16 protein-coding genes are annotated in these 15,473 nt (G+C 64.7%); 14 read left to right on the top strand and 2 right to left on the bottom strand.

Features of this window, described 5'->3' with window-relative positions:
• The first annotated feature begins 4 nt into the window (after nt 1–4).
• Genes ehuD through doeB form a run of 6 tightly spaced genes read left to right on the top strand, consistent with a single transcriptional unit; the run spans nt 5 to nt 5,650 of the window.
• Nucleotides 5–664, top strand: coding sequence for an ectoine/hydroxyectoine ABC transporter permease subunit EhuD (gene ehuD / locus NKI59_RS10550; RefSeq protein ID WP_352569067.1), 660 nt, complete (start codon nt 5–7; stop codon nt 662–664).
• Nucleotides 661–1,434 (top strand): ectoine utilization protein EutA, encoded by a 774-nt coding sequence (eutA, locus tag NKI59_RS10545; protein WP_352704030.1) that lies wholly within the window; start codon nt 661–663, stop codon nt 1,432–1,434. Before ehuD ends, eutA begins: the two co-directional genes overlap by 4 nt.
• Before the next feature lie 10 nt (nt 1,435–1,444).
• A complete protein-coding gene (gene eutB / locus NKI59_RS10540) occupies nt 1,445–2,437 on the top strand; it encodes a hydroxyectoine utilization dehydratase EutB (RefSeq protein WP_352704028.1) in 993 nt (330 codons plus the stop codon).
• Complete coding sequence (locus tag NKI59_RS10535; protein ID WP_352704026.1) at nt 2,434–3,426, top strand: cyclodeaminase; 993 nt, start codon at nt 2,434–2,436, stop codon at nt 3,424–3,426. Before eutB ends, NKI59_RS10535 begins: the two co-directional genes overlap by 4 nt.
• 38 nt (nt 3,427–3,464) lie before the next feature.
• Nucleotides 3,465–4,643, top strand: a complete 1,179-nt coding sequence (doeA, locus tag NKI59_RS10530; RefSeq protein WP_352704024.1) for an ectoine hydrolase DoeA — start codon at nt 3,465–3,467, stop codon at nt 4,641–4,643.
• A gap of 5 nt (nt 4,644–4,648) precedes the next feature.
• Nucleotides 4,649–5,650, top strand: a complete 1,002-nt coding sequence (doeB, locus tag NKI59_RS10525; RefSeq protein ID WP_023677207.1) for a N(2)-acetyl-L-2,4-diaminobutanoate deacetylase DoeB — start codon at nt 4,649–4,651, stop codon at nt 5,648–5,650.
• A gap of 3 nt (nt 5,651–5,653) precedes the next feature.
• On the opposite strand, the gene NKI59_RS10520 is transcribed toward doeB, so the two are convergent.
• A complete protein-coding gene (locus NKI59_RS10520) occupies nt 5,654–6,313 on the bottom strand; it encodes a GntR family transcriptional regulator (RefSeq protein WP_023677208.1) in 660 nt (219 codons plus the stop codon).
• Nucleotides 6,314–6,635: 322 nt separating this feature from the next.
• Between NKI59_RS10520 and NKI59_RS10515 the strand changes: the two genes are divergently transcribed.
• From NKI59_RS10515 to atzF, 8 genes are read left to right on the top strand one after another with little or no spacing between them, the layout of a single operon-like run.
• Nucleotides 6,636–7,763 (top strand): BMP family ABC transporter substrate-binding protein, encoded by a 1,128-nt coding sequence (locus NKI59_RS10515; RefSeq protein ID WP_352704022.1) that lies wholly within the window; start codon nt 6,636–6,638, stop codon nt 7,761–7,763.
• A 20-nt stretch (nt 7,764–7,783) separates the two neighbouring features.
• Nucleotides 7,784–8,908, top strand: a complete 1,125-nt coding sequence (locus NKI59_RS10510; protein WP_352704020.1) for an ABC transporter permease — start codon at nt 7,784–7,786, stop codon at nt 8,906–8,908.
• A complete protein-coding gene (locus NKI59_RS10505; protein ID WP_023677211.1) occupies nt 8,908–9,834 on the top strand; it encodes an ABC transporter permease in 927 nt (308 codons plus the stop codon). Before NKI59_RS10510 ends, NKI59_RS10505 begins: the two co-directional genes overlap by 1 nt.
• Before the next feature lie 14 nt (nt 9,835–9,848).
• Complete coding sequence (gene biuH / locus NKI59_RS10500; RefSeq protein ID WP_352704018.1) at nt 9,849–10,550, top strand: biuret amidohydrolase; 702 nt, start codon at nt 9,849–9,851, stop codon at nt 10,548–10,550.
• A gap of 10 nt (nt 10,551–10,560) precedes the next feature.
• Nucleotides 10,561–12,093 (top strand): ABC transporter ATP-binding protein, encoded by a 1,533-nt coding sequence (locus NKI59_RS10495; RefSeq protein WP_352704015.1) that lies wholly within the window; start codon nt 10,561–10,563, stop codon nt 12,091–12,093.
• Entirely contained in the window at nt 12,093–12,761 is a 669-nt protein-coding gene (locus tag NKI59_RS10490; protein WP_352704013.1) for a cysteine hydrolase family protein, read from the top strand. The genes NKI59_RS10495 and NKI59_RS10490 overlap by 1 nt, the downstream gene beginning before the upstream one ends.
• Nucleotides 12,754–13,104, top strand: coding sequence for a cupin domain-containing protein (locus NKI59_RS10485; protein WP_352704010.1), 351 nt, complete (start codon nt 12,754–12,756; stop codon nt 13,102–13,104). Before NKI59_RS10490 ends, NKI59_RS10485 begins: the two co-directional genes overlap by 8 nt.
• On the top strand, nt 13,101–14,909 hold the full coding sequence (gene atzF / locus NKI59_RS10480; protein ID WP_352704008.1) for an allophanate hydrolase: 1,809 nt from the start codon (nt 13,101–13,103) through the stop codon (nt 14,907–14,909). The genes NKI59_RS10485 and atzF overlap by 4 nt, the downstream gene beginning before the upstream one ends.
• A 5-nt stretch (nt 14,910–14,914) precedes the next feature.
• On the opposite strand, the gene NKI59_RS10475 is transcribed toward atzF, so the two are convergent.
• Nucleotides 14,915–15,472: a cytochrome c gene (locus NKI59_RS10475; RefSeq protein ID WP_352452338.1), complete on the bottom strand. Its 558-nt coding sequence runs from the start codon at nt 15,470–15,472 to the stop codon at nt 14,915–14,917.
• Between the last annotated feature and the right edge of the window lies 1 nt (nt 15,473).

Here is a 15,473-nt window from a genome sequence, read left to right as displayed (position 1 = left end):
GATAATGGAATGGGATTGGGATTTTGTCCGGCAGATCCTGCCGACGCTGATCGAGGGGGTGAAGATCACCATCCTGGCGACGCTGCTCGGCTCGGTACTGGCGGCCATCGTTGGGCTGGGCATCGCGTTGGCACGCCGGTCGCCGAACAGGGCTCTGTCGCGCACCGTCGGTTTCCTTGCCGAGTTCATCCGTGGCACACCGCTGTTGGTGCAGCTCTATTTCATCTTCTACGTGCTGCCGGATTTCGGCATCCTGTTGCCGCCGCTGGTGGCGGGCGTCATCGGTCTTGGGCTGCATTACGGAACTTACACGGCCGAGGTCTACCGCGCCGGCATCGAGAATGTTCCGCGCGGCCAGTGGGAAGCGGCCAAGGCCTGCAATCTGAACGCCACGCAGACCTGGACGCACATCATCATTCCGCAGGCAATTCCGCCGATGATCCCGGCGCTTGCCAATTATTTCATCGCCATGTTCAAAGAGACGCCGCTGCTGTCGGCGATCACCGTGCTCGAACTAATGAACCAGGCCAAGAGCGTCGCCAATACCTATTATCGGTATATCGAACCGATCACCTTGGTCGGCGCCTTCTTCCTCGCCATCAGCCTGTTCTCGGTGGTGCTGCTGCGCTGGCTGGAACACCGTTATGGGCGGATCGAACGATGAGCGCTGCACCCGATATCCGCCTGCACTCGGCCCGGCCGGCGCTCGATGCGCGTCCGCTGGAAAAGCGGGTCGGCCTGATCATCCTTGCCACCGACCATACGAGCGAACCGGATTTTCACCGCATGGTGGCAAGCGACCGCATCGGCGTCTATGTCGCGCGCATCCCCTACGCCAACCCGACGACGCCGGACAATTTGCGCAAGATGCAGCCGTCACTGACGGCGGCCGCGGCCCTGATCCTGCCCGACGAGCCGCTCGATGCGATCTGCTATTCCTGCACCTCAGCTTCCGTCGTGATCGGCGATGCCGAAATCGAGGCGGCGGTGCAGGCCGCCAAGCCCGGCGTGCCGGTGGTCACGCCGCCGATGGCCGGGGTGCACGGCCTGAAGGCGCTGGGCGCCAAGACGATCAGCATCCTCACTCCCTATACGGTCGAGACCAGCCGGCCGATGGCGGCCTATTTCAGCGAGCATGGTTTCGAAATCGTCAGCTTCACTTGCCTCGGCTTCGAGGATGATCGCGAGATGGCGCGGATTGCGCCGAAATCCTTGGTCGACCTTGCCGGTGATGCGATGGCCCCGCAGGCCGACGCGCTGTTCGTGTCCTGCACGGCGCTGCGGTCGGCGGCGGCGGTTGTGGGTATGGAAGAGGCAATCGGCCGCCCTGTTGTCACCAGCAACCAGGCGACGGCCTGGAATTGCCTGCGCCTTTGCGGCGACGACGAGCCGCGTCCTGAATTCGGCCGTCTGATGACGCTGCCGTTGAACTGATTGCAGAGCCATGACCACGTCTAGGATAAGCCTTTCCGACATCCGGGCCGCGCGCGAGCGCATCGCAGGCAAGGTCGAGCGTACGCCGACCGTCACCTCCCGGAGTCTTTCCCAGCACTTGGGCGCTCCTGTTTATCTCAAGCTCGAACATTGGCAGACCACCGGCGCCTTCAAGCTGCGCGGTGCCTCGAACGCTATCGCTTCGCTGACAGACGAGGAGAGGGCGCGTGGCGTCGTCGCTGCCTCGACCGGCAACCACGGCCGGGCGCTTGCCTATGCCGCTCGACTGCAAGGCATCCACGCGACGATCTGCATGTCGCGGCTGGTGCCGCAGAACAAGCTGGACGAGATCCGTCGGCTCGGCGCCGAGATCCGCATCGTCGGCAACAGCCAGGACGATGCGCAGCGGGAGGTCGAACGGCTGGTCGCGGAAGAGGGGCTGATCATGCTGCCGCCCTTCGACCATCCTGCCATTGTCGCCGGGCAAGGCACGCTCGGGCTGGAGATCATCGAACAGGTTCCGGACGCCGCCTTGGTGCTGGTGCCGCTTTCCGGCGGTGGGCTGGCGGCTGGCGTCGCTGCTGCCGTGAAGGGCGTCAGCCCGGCGACGAAGGTGATGGGCGTTTCAATGGCGCGCGGTGCGGCGATGAAGGCGAGCCTCGACGCCGGACATCCGGTTTTGGTCGAGGAACTGCCGACGCTGGCCGATTCCCTCGGCGGCGGCATAGGCCTCGACAACCGGCTGACCTTTTCCATGTGCCGCGACATGCTCGACGATGTGATCCTGCTCAGCGAGGACGAGATCGCCGCCGGCATCCGCCATGCCTATGAACAGGAGCGCGAGATCGTCGAAGGCGCCGGCGCGGTCGGCATCGCAGCCGTGCTTGCCGGCAAGGTCAGGGCGAGCGGCCCGACGGTGCTTGTGCTGTCCGGCCGCAACATCGATATGACACTGCACCGCAAGATCATCTGCGGCGAAGCAATTGCGGAGAGCGCAGCATGAGCCGTATGACGATTCTCACCGAAGGTGAATTGCGCAAGATCGTGAAGCTCGATCTCGATGCCGTCGCCTGCGTCGAGAATGCGTTCCGGGCGCTCGCCACCTTGCCGGTAGCGATGCCGCCGATCCTTCGGCTCGACATTCCCGAGCATCGCGGCGAGGTCGACGTCAAGACCGCCTATGTGCCGGGTATCGACGGTTTTGCGATCAAGATCAGCCCCGGCTTTTTCGATAATCCCAAGCTCGGCCTGCCCAGCGTCAACGGCATGATGGTGCTGCTGTCGGCGAAAACCGGTCTGGTCGAGGCGCTGCTGCTCGACAATGGCTATCTCACCGACATCCGCACGGCGGCGGCCGGCGCGGTTGCCGCCAAGCATCTGTCGCGGCCGGGTTCCTCCGTTGCCGCGATCTTCGGCGCCGGTGTTCAGGCCGGACTGCAGCTCGAAGCGCTGATGCTGGTGCGGCCGATCACGGAAGCCCGCATCTGGGCAAGGGATGCCGCCAAGGCCGAGGCCGCGGCCGACGCATTGTCCGAAAGACTGGGCATCGCCGTTCACGCCGAGCCCGACGCGGCAAAGGCTGCGGCCGATGCCGACATCATCGTCACCACGACGCCGTCGACCGAGCCGCTGATCAAGGCCGGCTTCGTCTCCGCCGGCCAGCATATCACTGCCATGGGCTCGGATGCCGAGCACAAGAACGAGATCGCGCCGGCGATCCTGCGCATGGCCGATCTCTACGTCGCCGATAGCGCCAAACAGACGCGCCGGCTGGGCGAACTGCACCATGCTATCGCGGCGGGCGTGATGGCGTCCGATGCCGCAATCACCGAGCTTGGCCAAATCATCGCCGGCGAAAGGCATGGCCGGCGTTCGGACAGCGACATCACCATTGCCGACCTGACCGGCACCGGCGTGCAGGACACGGCAATCGCCACGCTCGCCCGCGACCGTGCGCGTGCAGCCAAGACCGGTACGATTTTCGAAAGCTGATGCTGGCCGCAAGGCCCAACAAACGAGGACCAAGAACAATGCAGCCCAATTTGAAATTCTCGCGCGGCGAATATGCGGAGCGCCTCGCCAAGACGCGGAAGGTCATGGAGGCGAAGGGCGTCGATCTATTGATCGTCAGCGATCCGTCCAACATGGCGTGGCTGACCGGCTACGACGGCTGGTCGTTCTACGTGCACCAGGCTGTCATCGTGCCGCCGTCGGGTGAGCCGGTGTGGTACGGGCGTGGCCAGGACGCCAACGGCGCCAAGCGCACCGCCTATCTCGCGCACGACAACATCATCGGCTATGCCGACCACTATGTGCAGTCGACCGAGCGCCATCCGATGGATTTTCTGTCCAGCGTGCTCTCCGATCGCGGCTGGGGCAAGCTCAGCATCGGTGTCGAGATGGACAATTACTGGTTCTCGGCCGCTGCCTTCGCAGCGCTGCAGAAGCGCTTACCCAATGCCCGCTTCGTCGACGCCACGGCACTCGTCAACTGGCAGCGCGCGGTGAAGAGCCCGACCGAAATCGACTACATGCGCAAGGCCGCCCGCATCGTGGAAGCGATGCACCAGCGCATCGTCGACAAGATCGAGGTCGGCATGCGCAAATGCGACCTGGTCGCCGAGATCTACGATGCCGGCACGCGCGGCGTCGACGGCATCGGCGGCGACTATCCGGCGATCGTGCCGCTGCTGCCGTCGGGCGCCGACGCATCGGCGCCGCATCTGACCTGGGACGACCGGCCGATGAAATCGGGCGAGGGCACCTTCTTCGAGATCGCCGGCTGCTACAACCGCTATCACTGCCCGCTGTCGCGGACCGTGTTCCTTGGTAAACCGACGCCGGAATTCCTCGATGCAGAAAAGGCGACGCTGGAAGGCATGGAGGCGGGACTTGCCGCCGCCAAGCCCGGCAACACATGCGAGGACATCGCCAACGCCTTCTTCGCGGTGCTGAAGCGGTACGGCATCGTCAAGGACAACCGCACCGGGTACCCGATCGGGCTTTCCTATCCGCCTGACTGGGGCGAGCGCACGATGAGCCTGCGTCCAGGCGACCGCACCGAGTTGAAGCCCGGTATGACCTTCCATTTCATGACCGGCTTGTGGCTTGAGACGATGGGGCTGGAAATCACCGAATCCATCCTGATCACCGAGACGGGCGTCGAGTGCCTGGCGAATGTGCCGCGCAAACTGGTGGTGAAGAATTGAGTCCGATGTCCAGCCTTCGCCCGTCACCGATCACGCCGACCGTCGATTTCGAGCGCGACGGCGTGCAGCACGGTTTCCTGCGCCTGCCTTACAGCCGCGACGATTCCGCCTGGGGGTCGGTGATGATCCCGATCTGCGTCATCCGCAACGGCAAGGGCCCGAGCGCATTGCTCACCGGCGGCAATCATGGCGACGAGTACGAGGGGCCGCTGGCGCTCTATGACCTCGCCCGTACGCTCGACCCGAAGCAAGTCAGCGGCACGATCATCATCGTGCCGGCGATGAACTATCCGGCGTTCCGCGCCGGCACGCGCACCTCGCCGATCGACAAGGGCAATCTCAACCGCAGCTTTCCCGGCCGGCCCGACGGCACGGTGACCGAGAAGATCGCTGATTATTTCCAGCGCGAGCTTCTGCCCCGTACAGACATCGCGCTCGACTTCCACTCCGGCGGCAAGACGCTCGACTTCGTGCCGTTCTGCGCCGCCCACATCCGGCCCGACAAGGTGCTGGAAGCGAAGGGTTTCGCTGCGGTTGAAGCCTTCTCCGCACCATGGTCGATGAAAATGCTGGAGATCGACGCGGTCGGCATGTTCGACACTGCCGCCGAAGAGATGGGCAAGCTGTTCATCACCACAGAGCTTGGCGGCGGCGGGACTTCGCGCGCGGAAACGGTGCGGATCGCACGTCGCGGCGTGCTCAATGTGCTGCGCCATGCCGGCATCGTCGCCGGCGCGGTCGAGATGCAGCCAACCCGCTGGCTCGACATGCCGTCCGGCGATTGCTTCTCGTTCGCCGAGGACGACGGGATGATCGAAACCATGATCGATCTCGGCGAGCCGGTGGCAGAGAACCAGGTGCTGGCACGTATCCATTCCATAGGCCGCACCGGCGGCGCTCCGCAGGAGATCCGGGCCAAAATGTCCGGTCTGTTGGCGGCGCGGCATTTTCCGGGGCTGGTCAAGGCCGGCGACTGCGCTGCCGTGGTCGCCGTGCTGGTCGATTGACGGTTAGGAAGCCGATGTCGGGAACGGCTCGGTCCTGCCTTTGGGGCGATCGCCGATCGCAAAGACGGCGCTCGCCTCGCTGACGATCGAGACATGATCCTTGGCGGCTGTTCCGGCCGCCGCACTGTCGCCGCGCATGATTGCGGTGACGATGGCGTCATGTTCTTGCCAGGACTGGGCCAGCCGCCCGGGCAGCATGAATTGCGCGCGCCGGAACGGCGCCAGGCGGCCGCGGGTCATGACGGTCAGTTCATAAATGTGCTTGCTGTGGGCGCCGCGATAGAGCCGGGTGTGGAATTCGGTGTTGAAAAGCTCATACTCTTCTTCGGCACCGAGCTGCACGAAGCGCGCCGAGGCCTGGTGCTCGGCCTCCAGCGTGCGGCGCTCGCCAGCGGTCATGCGCTCGGCCGAGAACCGCGCGCAGATCGCTTCAAGCTCGGCCATGCTTTCGAACATCGAGGCGAGGTGCTCCTGCGTCACCACGGCGACGGTGGCGCCGCGGTTCGGCCGCCTTTCGACCAGCCCCATGGCGCTGAGCCGGCTGAGCGCTTCCCTGATCGGCGTGCGTGAGACGTCGAAGCGGGCGGCGAGCGAGGCCTCGTCGAGCTTTTCGCCCGGGCGCAGGAAACCGGTGACGATCCGGTCGCTGATCGCCCTCACCATCTGATCGACGGTCGTGCCCGACCTGATCAAATTGCGCTTTCCCGACACGTCTCCTCCGTCCAGTCTTTTCGCTAGAGCCGTAAGCCACTCACCGGCTTCGATTCCTCCGCATCTCTGTATGCCTATGTTTTAGCCTTCATGTCAAATTGGCGATTTTGGAGGCAAAAAGTGTATGCAATTGCTCCGGCTTTGTGCAGTCCACATCGGAACACTCATTGATATTACTGAATAAATCTCATTTCTGAAACTGGCATGCTGATTGCATACACTTCTTTCATTGAGGTGTTAACCGGCCCCAAAGGCCCCACAGAGGGAGCATTCAATGTCCAAGAGATTCATGCTTAGCCGCCGCGACCTGCTCAAAACCTCCGCCGCCGGAGCGGCGCTCGGCCTTGCGTCCGCATCGTTTCCGATCAGCAGGGCCTTCGCCGCGACGGCCACCGTCGGCTTCATCTATGTCGGGCCAAAGGACGACTACGGCTACAACCAGGCGCATGCCGAAGGGGCCGCCACGCTGAAGGGGATCGAAGGAATTTCCGTCGTCGAGGAGGAGAACGTGCCGGAGACGGTCGACGTTCAGAAGACGATGGAATCGATGATCAATCTCGACGGTGCGTCGCTGATCTTCCCGACCTCGTTCGGCTATTTCGATCCGCATATGCTCGCCATGTGCGCGAAATTCCCCGACGTGCAGTTCCGCCATTGTGGTGGCATGTGGAACAAGGACAAGCATCCGATGAATGCCGGTTCCTATTTCGGCTATATCGGCATGGGCCAGTATCTGAACGGCGTCGTCGCCGGTCACACCAGCAAAACCAAGAAGCTCGGCTTCGTCGCGGCAAAGCCGATCCCGCAGGTGCTGCTCAACATCAATTCCTTCCTGCTCGGCGCGCGCTCGGTCGACCCGACCATCACCTGCCAGGTGATCTTCACCGGCGAGTGGTCGCTAGCGGTCAAGGAGGCCGAGGCCACCAATGCGCTGGTCGACCAGGGTGCCGACGTCATCACCTGCCATGTCGATAGCCCCAAGGTGGTGGTCGAGACGGCGGCCGGGCGTGGCGCCTTCGTCTGCGGCTATCATGCCAACCAGAGCCCGCTGGCGCCGGAAAAATACCTGACCGGCGCGGAATGGAACTGGGCCAAGGTCTACAAGATGTTCGTCGACGATCTGGTGGCCGGCACGCCGCTGCCCAATTTCACGCGCGGTGGCCTGGCCGACGGCTTCGTCAAGATGAGCCCGCTCGGCCCCGCTGTCGGCGAGGCCGCCCGCAAGCAGTTCGACGGCACGCTGGCCGAAATGATGAAAGGCGGCTTTTCCGTCATCAAGGGTCCGCTGAAGAGCAACAAGGGCGTCGTCGTCGCGACCGAAGGCCAGGCCTTCGCCGAGACCGCGCTCGAACTCGAAAGCATGGACTACCTGGTCGAGGGCGTCGTCGGTTCGACCGCCTGAACCGGATCGGAGACGGGGCCATGGCAGACACTGTCAGCACTGCGGGCGCACCGGCGCTGTTTGGCGCCAGGAATTATCCGGCGGCGCTCGAATGGGCGGCGCGGCGGGCGGAAGCCTTCGTCATACCGCTCGCGGCGCTGATCGTCGGCATGGCGCTGTTCAGCGTGTTCATCGCGCTGGTCGGCAAATCGCCGGTGCAACTCTACGAAACGATGTGGCGCGGCGGCTTCGGCTCGTGGTTCTCGATCCAGAACTCGCTGTCGCGGGCAGCACCGCTTTTATTGGCAGCGCTCTGCGTGGCGCTGCCGGCCCGGCTCGGCCTCGTCGTCATCGGCGGCGAAGGCGCGATCGTGCTGGGCGGCGTTGCCGCCGCCGCCATCGGCGTCGCGGCGAATGGCGCGCCGGCTTTTGTGGTCATCCTGCTGATGGGCGTGGCGGGCGCGGTCGCCGGCGGCATCTGGATAGGTGCCGTCGGCGCACTCCGCCACTACCGCGCCGTCAACGAAACCATCTCCAGCCTGCTGATGGCCTATATCGCCATCGCGCTGATGAACCATCTGGTCGAAGGGCCGCTGCGCGATCCGGCTTCGCTCAACAAACCCTCGACCGAGCCGCTGGCGGATGCCTACCGCATCGGCAACATTCCAGGCATGGACGTGCACTGGGGCCTGGTCGTCGGCATTCTCGCCTGCGTCCTGTCCTGGCTGTTGATCGAAAAGACGCGCTGGGGGTTTGCCGCCCGCATCGCCGGCGGCAATGTCAGGGCAGCTCAGGTGCAAGGGCTTGCCGTCGGGCCGCTGATCGTCGGCTTCACCGGGCTGGCTGGCGGCTTCGCCGGGCTGGCCGGCATGCTGGAGGTCGGCGCCGTGCAAGGCAGCGCCAACGCCTCGCTCGCCGCCGGCTATGGCTATACCGGCATCCTCGTCGCCTTCCTCGCCCGCCACAATCCGCTCGCCATCATCCCGGTCGCTTTCCTGCTCGGCGGTATCGGCGCTTCCGGCGGGCTGATCCAGCGCCGCATGGACCTGCCCGACGCCACCGTGCTGGTGCTGCAAGGCATGCTCTTCGTCGTCATCCTGTTCAGCGAAACCTTTTACGGCCGCTTCAAGGTCTTCAATCCCGATCTGTGGAAGAGAGGCTCCTGATGGACGCGACCGAGATCGGCCTGTGGGGCGTGCCGCTCGCCATCCTCGGCGGCGCCATCCGCGTTTCGACGCCGTTCATCTTCGTCTCGCTCGGCGAAGCCATCACCGAGCGCTCCGGCCGCATCAATCTCGGCCTCGAAGGCACGCTGGTCTTCGGCGCAATGACCGCCTATGCGGTCGCGGTGATGACCGGCTCGCCATGGCTCGGCCTGCTGGCTGCCGCAGGTGCCGGTCTTTGCTTCGGGCTGTTCCACGGCTGGATCTGCAAATTCCGCGGGGTGAACGACATCGCCATCGGCATCGCGCTGATGCTGTTCGGCTCCGGTCTCGCCTTCTTCTTCGGCAAGCCGTTCATCCAGCCCTCGGCACCAGACCTGCCGGCCATCGCCTTCGGTGGCTGGTCGGATATCCCGCAGGTGCAGGCGGCGCTCAACGTCAACATCCTGTTCCTGATTGGTGCTGCACTTGCCGTGTTCCTATGGTGGGCCTTCCGCAATACGCGCGCCGGCCTGATCGTGCGCGTCGTCGGCGACAGCTCCGATGCGGCGCGCGCCATGGGCCTCAATCCCAACACCGTGCGCCTGCTTGCGACAGGTGTCGGCGGTGCGCTCGCTGGCATCGGCGGCGCCTATCTGTCGCTCTATTATCCCGGCAGCTGGACCGAACGCATCTCGTCGGGGCAGGGCCTGATGGCGGTGGCGCTGGTCATCTTCGCGCGCTGGAACCCGCTTGGCTGCTTTGCCGCGGCACTGTTGTTCGGCGGCGCCGGCGCGCTGGGCCCGGCGTTGCAGTCGGTCGGGGTGACGCAGGGCTACTATCTCTTCTACGCCGCACCTTACATCCTCACGCTCATCATCATGATCGCCACCTCGTCGCCGAACCGCTCGCTTGCCGGCGCGCCGGGCGAGTTGTCGATCACCAAATGACTGGAGTTTTTCCGATGAACGCCAGAGCCGAGATCACCCAGCGCTACATCGATGCCGACCCCTATCCATGGCCATATAATGGCGAGCTGCGGCCGGACAATACGGCATTGATCATCATCGACATGCAGACCGATTTCTGCGGGCCGGGCGGCTATGTCGATCATATGGGCTACGATCTTTCGCTGGTGCGGGCGCCGATCGAGCCGATCAAGTCGGTGCTCTCAGCCATGCGGGCCAAGGGTTACACCATCATCCACACGCGCGAGGGCCATCGGCCCGATCTCGCCGACCTGCCGGCCAACAAGCGCTGGCGCTCGCGCCGCATCAATGCCGGCATCGGCGACCCCGGGCCTTGCGGGCGCATCCTGGTGCGCGGCGAACCCGGCTGGGACATCATCCCCGACCTCTATCCGGCGGCTAGCGAGCCGATCATCGACAAGCCGGGCAAGGGCTCGTTCTGCGCCACCGACCTGGAGCTGATCCTGCACCAGCGCGGCATCGAAAACATCGTGCTGACCGGCATCACCACCGATGTCTGCGTCCACACGACGATGCGCGAGGCCAATGATCGCGGCTTTGAATGCGTCATGCTGGAGGATTGCTGCGGCGCGACCGATTACGGCAACCATCTCGCCGCGATCAAGATGATCAAGATGCAGGGCGGCGTGTTCGGCGCGGTGTCGAATTCGGCATCCTTCGTCGCGCAGCTGCCGTGAGGACACGATCTTGAGCGGAAGCATCGGTAAGAAAGCCGTCGGCGTCGAGACCATCGGCATGACCATGCGCTTCGGCGCCTTCACCGCGCTGGACGACGTCTCGATCAAGGTGCCGGCGGGATCGTTCCATGCGCTGCTCGGCGAAAACGGCGCCGGCAAGTCGACGCTGGTCAAATGCATGATGGGTTTTTACCATCCGACCGCCGGCGACATGCTGGTCGATGGCCGCGAGGTCGCGATCGCCAGTCCGAAGGATGCCTCGGCATTGGGGCTCGGCATGGTCTACCAGCATTTCACGCTCGTCCCGTCGCTGACCGGCGCGGAGAACCTGGTCATTTCGCGCGAGAAGGTGCCCGGCGTCATCGACTGGCGCAAGGAGCGCGCCGCGCTTGCGCAATTCATGCAGCGGATGCCGTTCAAGCTGCCGCTCGACGTGAAGGTGGCGGAACTTGCGGCCGGCGAGAAGCAGAAGCTCGAAATCATCAAGCAGCTCTATCTCGGCCGCAGTTTCTTGGTGCTCGACGAGCCGACTTCGGTGCTCACTCCCGGCGAGGCACACGAAGTGCTTGGCCTGGTGCGCGACATGACCAGGACCGGCGACCTCACCGTGCTGATGATCTCGCATAAATTCCACGAGGTGACGGCCTTTGCCGACGATATCACCGTGCTGCGCAAGGGCAGGCTGACCGGAACCGGAAAGGTCTCCGAACTTTCCCACAAGCAGATGGCGGCGATGATGATCGGCGACCAACCGATCGCCGCACTCGACAGCCGCGCCCCGGTGCCGGCCGGCGCCAGACAGGTGCTGACGGTAAAGTCGCTGAAGGCGCCCGACCGCACCGGCTTGAAAACCATCGACATCGGCGAACTCGATGTGAGGTCGGGTGAGATCGTCGGCATTGCCGGCATCTCCGGCAACGGCCAGAAGGAGTTTCTCGAAGTCCTTGCCGGACAGCGCGCGCGCAATTGCGGCGACGTTCTGGTGAAAGGCTCGCCCTATGGTGCCAGCCGCAGCGAGGCGCGCACGCTCAATGTCCGCTTCATTCCGGAGGAGCCCTTGCGCAATGCCTGCGCACCGAAGATGACGGTGGCGGAAAACATGGCCTTCCGGACCTTCGACCTCAACGAGGCCGGCAAGCCGGTCAACTGGATCAGGATGAGTGCGATCAGGGACTACGCGGCCCGTCTGGTCCAACAGTTCAAGGTCAAGACGGCATCGCTTGCTTCGCCGATTTCGTCGCTCTCGGGCGGCAATGTGCAGCGCGCGGTGCTGGCGCGGGAACTGACCGGCGAGGTCGATTTGCTCATCGTGTCGAACCCCTGCTTCGGCCTCGACTTCTCCGCCGTCGCCGAAATACGCGCCCGCATCATGAAGGCGCGCAATGCCGGCGCCGCGGTGCTCCTTATGTCGGAGGACCTTGATGAGCTGCTCGAGCTCTCGGACCGCATCTTCGTCATGTCGGACGGCGCGCTGGTCTACGAGACGCCGATCGCGCAGGCGAGCGTGCAGACGATCGGCGAGCACATGGCGGGACATCACTGATGGCGGAGATCGAGGCGCTGCCGTTTCCGTTCGCCTTCAAGCCTGAGGCGATGGCGCTGGTCGTCATCGACATGCAGCGCGATTTCACTGAGCCCGGCGGCTTCGGCGCCAGCCTCGGCAACGACGTCAGCCGGGTCACGGCGATCGTGCCGACGGTGAAGAGATTGATCGAGGGGTTCCGCACCGCTGGCCTGCCGGTGATCCACACGATGGAGTGCCACAAGGCAGACCTTTCGGATCTGCCGCCGGCCAAGCGCAATCGCGGCAATCCGTCGATCCGGATCGGCGATGTCGGGCCGATGGGTCGCGTGCTGATCGTCGGCGAGCCGGGAACGGCGATCCTCGATGAACTTGCCCCATTGCCCGGCGAGATCGTCATCGAAAAGCCGGGCAAGGGCGCGTTCTATGCCACCAGTTTCGGCGATGACCTGAAGCGGCTCGGCGCACAGCAACTGGTCTTTGCCGGAGTGACGACGGAGGTCTGCGTGCAGACGACGATGCGCGAGGCCAACGACCGCGGCTATGAATGCCTGCTGGCCGAGGATGCTACCGAGAGCTATTTTGCCGAGTTCAAGGCGGCCGCCCTGGCGATGATCAGGGCACAGGGCGCGATCGTCGGCTGGACGGCGACGACAGACCAGGTGCTCGAGGGGATTGCCAATGCCTAACCCTGCCTTTGCCGGCCTCCTCAATGGTGGCTGGCGCGATCTGCCGTTCGAGCCTTTCCGCGATGGCATTACGGCGCATTGGCTGCTCAAGGGCGGACCGACGGAACCGTCGGTCGCCATCCTGAACTACCGGCCCGGCGCCGGCGTGCCGCGCCATCGCCATGCCGGGCTGGAAACGATCCTTGTGCTGGAAGGCACGCAGAGCGACGAGAACGGCGATCATGCCGCGGGCAGCGTGATCCTGAACCCGGTCGGAACCGAGCATTCGGTGTGGACGAAGGATGGCTGCGTGGTGCTCATCCAGTGGAACCTGCCGGTAGTCATTCTGGGCGAGGCCAAATGAGCGACATCCGCTTCGACATAGCGAGCCTGCACGCCGCCTATCAGGCCGGCGTCGGCATCTGCGAGGTGATCGATACGATCAATGCGCGGCTCGCGACAGCCGACGATCCGGGCATCTTCATCCATCTGGCGAGCAGGGCGGAGTTGCTTGCCGAGGCGGAAAAGCTCGGCCCGTTCGATCCCGCGGCAAAGCCGCTGTGGGGCGTGCCGTTCGCGGTCAAGGACAACATCGATGTTGCCGGCATGCCGACCACGGCGGCTTGTGCGGAATATGCCTACTTGCCGGCGAAAGACGCCACCGTCGTCGCGCGGCTCAAGGCCGCCGGCGCGCTGGTTGTCGGCAAGACCAATCTCGACCAGTTCGCCACCGGCCTGGTCGGCGTTCGCACGCCCTATCCAATCCCGAGGAATGCGATCGACCCGAAACTGGTGCCGGGCGGCTCCTCATGCGGCTCGGCCGTGGCGACGGCGCGCGGCATCGTCTCCTTCGCGCTCGGCACCGACACCGCCGGTTCGGGGCGCATACCCGCCGGCCTCAACAACATCGTCGGGCTGAAGCCGAGCGTCGGCGCACTATCAGCCGCCGGCGTCGTGCCGGCCTGCCGGACGCTTGACTGCGTCTCGGTTTTCGCGCTCACCGTCGATGACGCCTATCACGTGTTCGAGGCGGCGGCGGCAAAGGACGACGCCGATCCCTATTCGCGTGACCTCTGCATTCAGGCTCTTGGCGCGCGCCCGCCGGTGCTGACGGTTGGCGTGCCGGCCAGGGCCGACTGGACCTTCTTCGGCGACCAGGCGATGCAGGCGGGCTTCGAGGCCGCCCTTGCCTCGTTGGAGACGCTGGGCTGCAGGCTGGTCGAAATCCCGTTCGGTGATTTCTACGCCACCGCCAACCTGCTCTACGAAGGCGCCTGGGTGGCCGAGCGTTATGCCGCGATCAAGGACTTCATGGATACCAGCGAGGCCGCCATGCATCCGGTGACGCGGCAGATCATCGGCGGCGCGCGAAAACTTTCAGCCCCGGACGCTTTCAACGGGCTCTATGCCTTGCAAGGCTACAAGGCCAGGCTTGCGCCGGTCATCGCCTCGGTCGATCTTTTCTGTGTGCCGACCGCGCCGACGCATTACACGGTTGAAGCGGTGTTGGCAGACCCCATCGTCACCAACAGCCGGCTTGGCACTTACACCAACTTCGTCAATCTGCTCGACATGTGCGGCATAGCCGTGCCGGCCGGAATTCGCAGCGACGGTTTGCCGATGAGCGTCACCTTGCTTGCCGCGGCGGGCAAGGACCATCTGCCGGCGTCGCTTGCGCGCGATGTCCATGCGGCAAGCGGCCTGGCGCTGGGCGCTACCGGCTGGCCGCTGCCGCCGCGTGGCGATGTTCGCGTCGACGTGGACGAGGGCACGATCGAGCTGGCCGTGGTCGGCGCACATCTATCGGGGATGGCGCTGAACGGCCAGTTGCAGCAGCTCGGCGCGATGTTCGCCCGGGCTGCAAGAACGGCGCCGCTCTACCGGCTTTACGCGCTTGCCGGCCAGTCGGTGTCGAGACCGGGGCTCGAGCGCACCTGCAACGGCAAGGGAACAGCGATCGAGGTCGAAGTCTGGCGGCTATCGCCGCAAGCGTTCGGGCGCTTTGTTGCCGCGATCCCGCCGCCGCTCGGCATCGGGACGCTTCTGCTTGATGACGGAACGTCGCCGAAAGGCTTCCTCGTCGAAAGTGCCGGCCTCACCGATGCAAAGGAGATTTCGCATTTCGGCGGCTGGCGCAATTTCATGGCGGGTCAGCTGCAGCGAAGCTGACGCTATCACTCGACCTTTTGCCGGAACTTCGAATGGCAGCTCGAGCAATCCTGCAAGATGAGATGCAGGAGGTGCTCCGCCGGCAATTTAGTGGGATCGGCTTCCGCGAGTGATGGTCGCTTGCCAAGCAGGCTGCCACCGCCCATTGCCAGGCCGGAACCCATTCTCATGTCGTCGGTGATATGCGGTGGTGCCCGCTCGGCGTCGGAGGCCAGGGCGCTGGCCAGCGTTCCGATGTGGCGTGCCAGCCCTTCGAACTCCGCGCGGGCGGGGTCGATATCCGGCTTGGCGCCTGAAGGCGCTCCCAATGTCGCGCTGGGGAATTCGGCAATCAAGGCAGGGCCGGTGCGGGCGCGGATGGTCTCGGCCGCCGCCTTGAAGGCTGCGGCGTCGTACGCCTGCTTGCCGTCGAACATCCCAGCGATCGCCTTTGCCGCCGCGGCCATTTCCTTCATCGAGGCCTGGCGAGCCTGGATGACCGCATCACGACCCGAATGGGCGGCGGCGAGCACGACAGAGACGCAGGCAAGCGACAGGACCGCTATGATAGCTGCTCGTCTCATC

The organism is Mesorhizobium sp. M0598 (genome assembly GCF_040320865.1).
Classification (GTDB): domain Bacteria; phylum Pseudomonadota; class Alphaproteobacteria; order Rhizobiales; family Rhizobiaceae; genus Mesorhizobium.
The sequence above is the reverse complement of the archived record's forward strand: the minus strand, read 5'-3'. Positions and strand labels throughout refer to the sequence as shown.

Bases quoted from the DNA above. Each gene is read 5' to 3' on its own strand.
- ehuD (WP_352569067.1), top strand. From the start codon at position 5: ATGGAATGGGATTGGGATTTTGTCCGGCAGATCCTGCCGACGCTGATC.
- eutA (WP_352704030.1), top strand. From the start codon at position 661: ATGAGCGCTGCACCCGATATCCGCCTGCACTCGGCCCGGCCGGCGCTC.
- eutB (WP_352704028.1), top strand. From the start codon at position 1,445: ATGACCACGTCTAGGATAAGCCTTTCCGACATCCGGGCCGCGCGCGAG.
- NKI59_RS10535 (WP_352704026.1), top strand. From the start codon at position 2,434: ATGAGCCGTATGACGATTCTCACCGAAGGTGAATTGCGCAAGATCGTG.
- doeA (WP_352704024.1), top strand. From the start codon at position 3,465: ATGCAGCCCAATTTGAAATTCTCGCGCGGCGAATATGCGGAGCGCCTC.
- doeB (WP_023677207.1), top strand. From the start codon at position 4,649: ATGTCCAGCCTTCGCCCGTCACCGATCACGCCGACCGTCGATTTCGAG.
- NKI59_RS10520 (WP_023677208.1), bottom strand. From the start codon at position 6,313: ATGGTGAGGGCGATCAGCGACCGGATCGTCACCGGTTTCCTGCGCCCG.
- NKI59_RS10515 (WP_352704022.1), top strand. From the start codon at position 6,636: ATGTCCAAGAGATTCATGCTTAGCCGCCGCGACCTGCTCAAAACCTCC.
- NKI59_RS10510 (WP_352704020.1), top strand. From the start codon at position 7,784: ATGGCAGACACTGTCAGCACTGCGGGCGCACCGGCGCTGTTTGGCGCC.
- NKI59_RS10505 (WP_023677211.1), top strand. From the start codon at position 8,908: ATGGACGCGACCGAGATCGGCCTGTGGGGCGTGCCGCTCGCCATCCTC.
- biuH (WP_352704018.1), top strand. From the start codon at position 9,849: ATGAACGCCAGAGCCGAGATCACCCAGCGCTACATCGATGCCGACCCC.
- NKI59_RS10490 (WP_352704013.1), top strand. From the start codon at position 12,093: ATGGCGGAGATCGAGGCGCTGCCGTTTCCGTTCGCCTTCAAGCCTGAG.
- NKI59_RS10485 (WP_352704010.1), top strand. From the start codon at position 12,754: ATGCCTAACCCTGCCTTTGCCGGCCTCCTCAATGGTGGCTGGCGCGAT.
- atzF (WP_352704008.1), top strand. From the start codon at position 13,101: ATGAGCGACATCCGCTTCGACATAGCGAGCCTGCACGCCGCCTATCAG.
- NKI59_RS10475 (WP_352452338.1), bottom strand. From the start codon at position 15,472: ATGAGACGAGCAGCTATCATAGCGGTCCTGTCGCTTGCCTGCGTCTCT.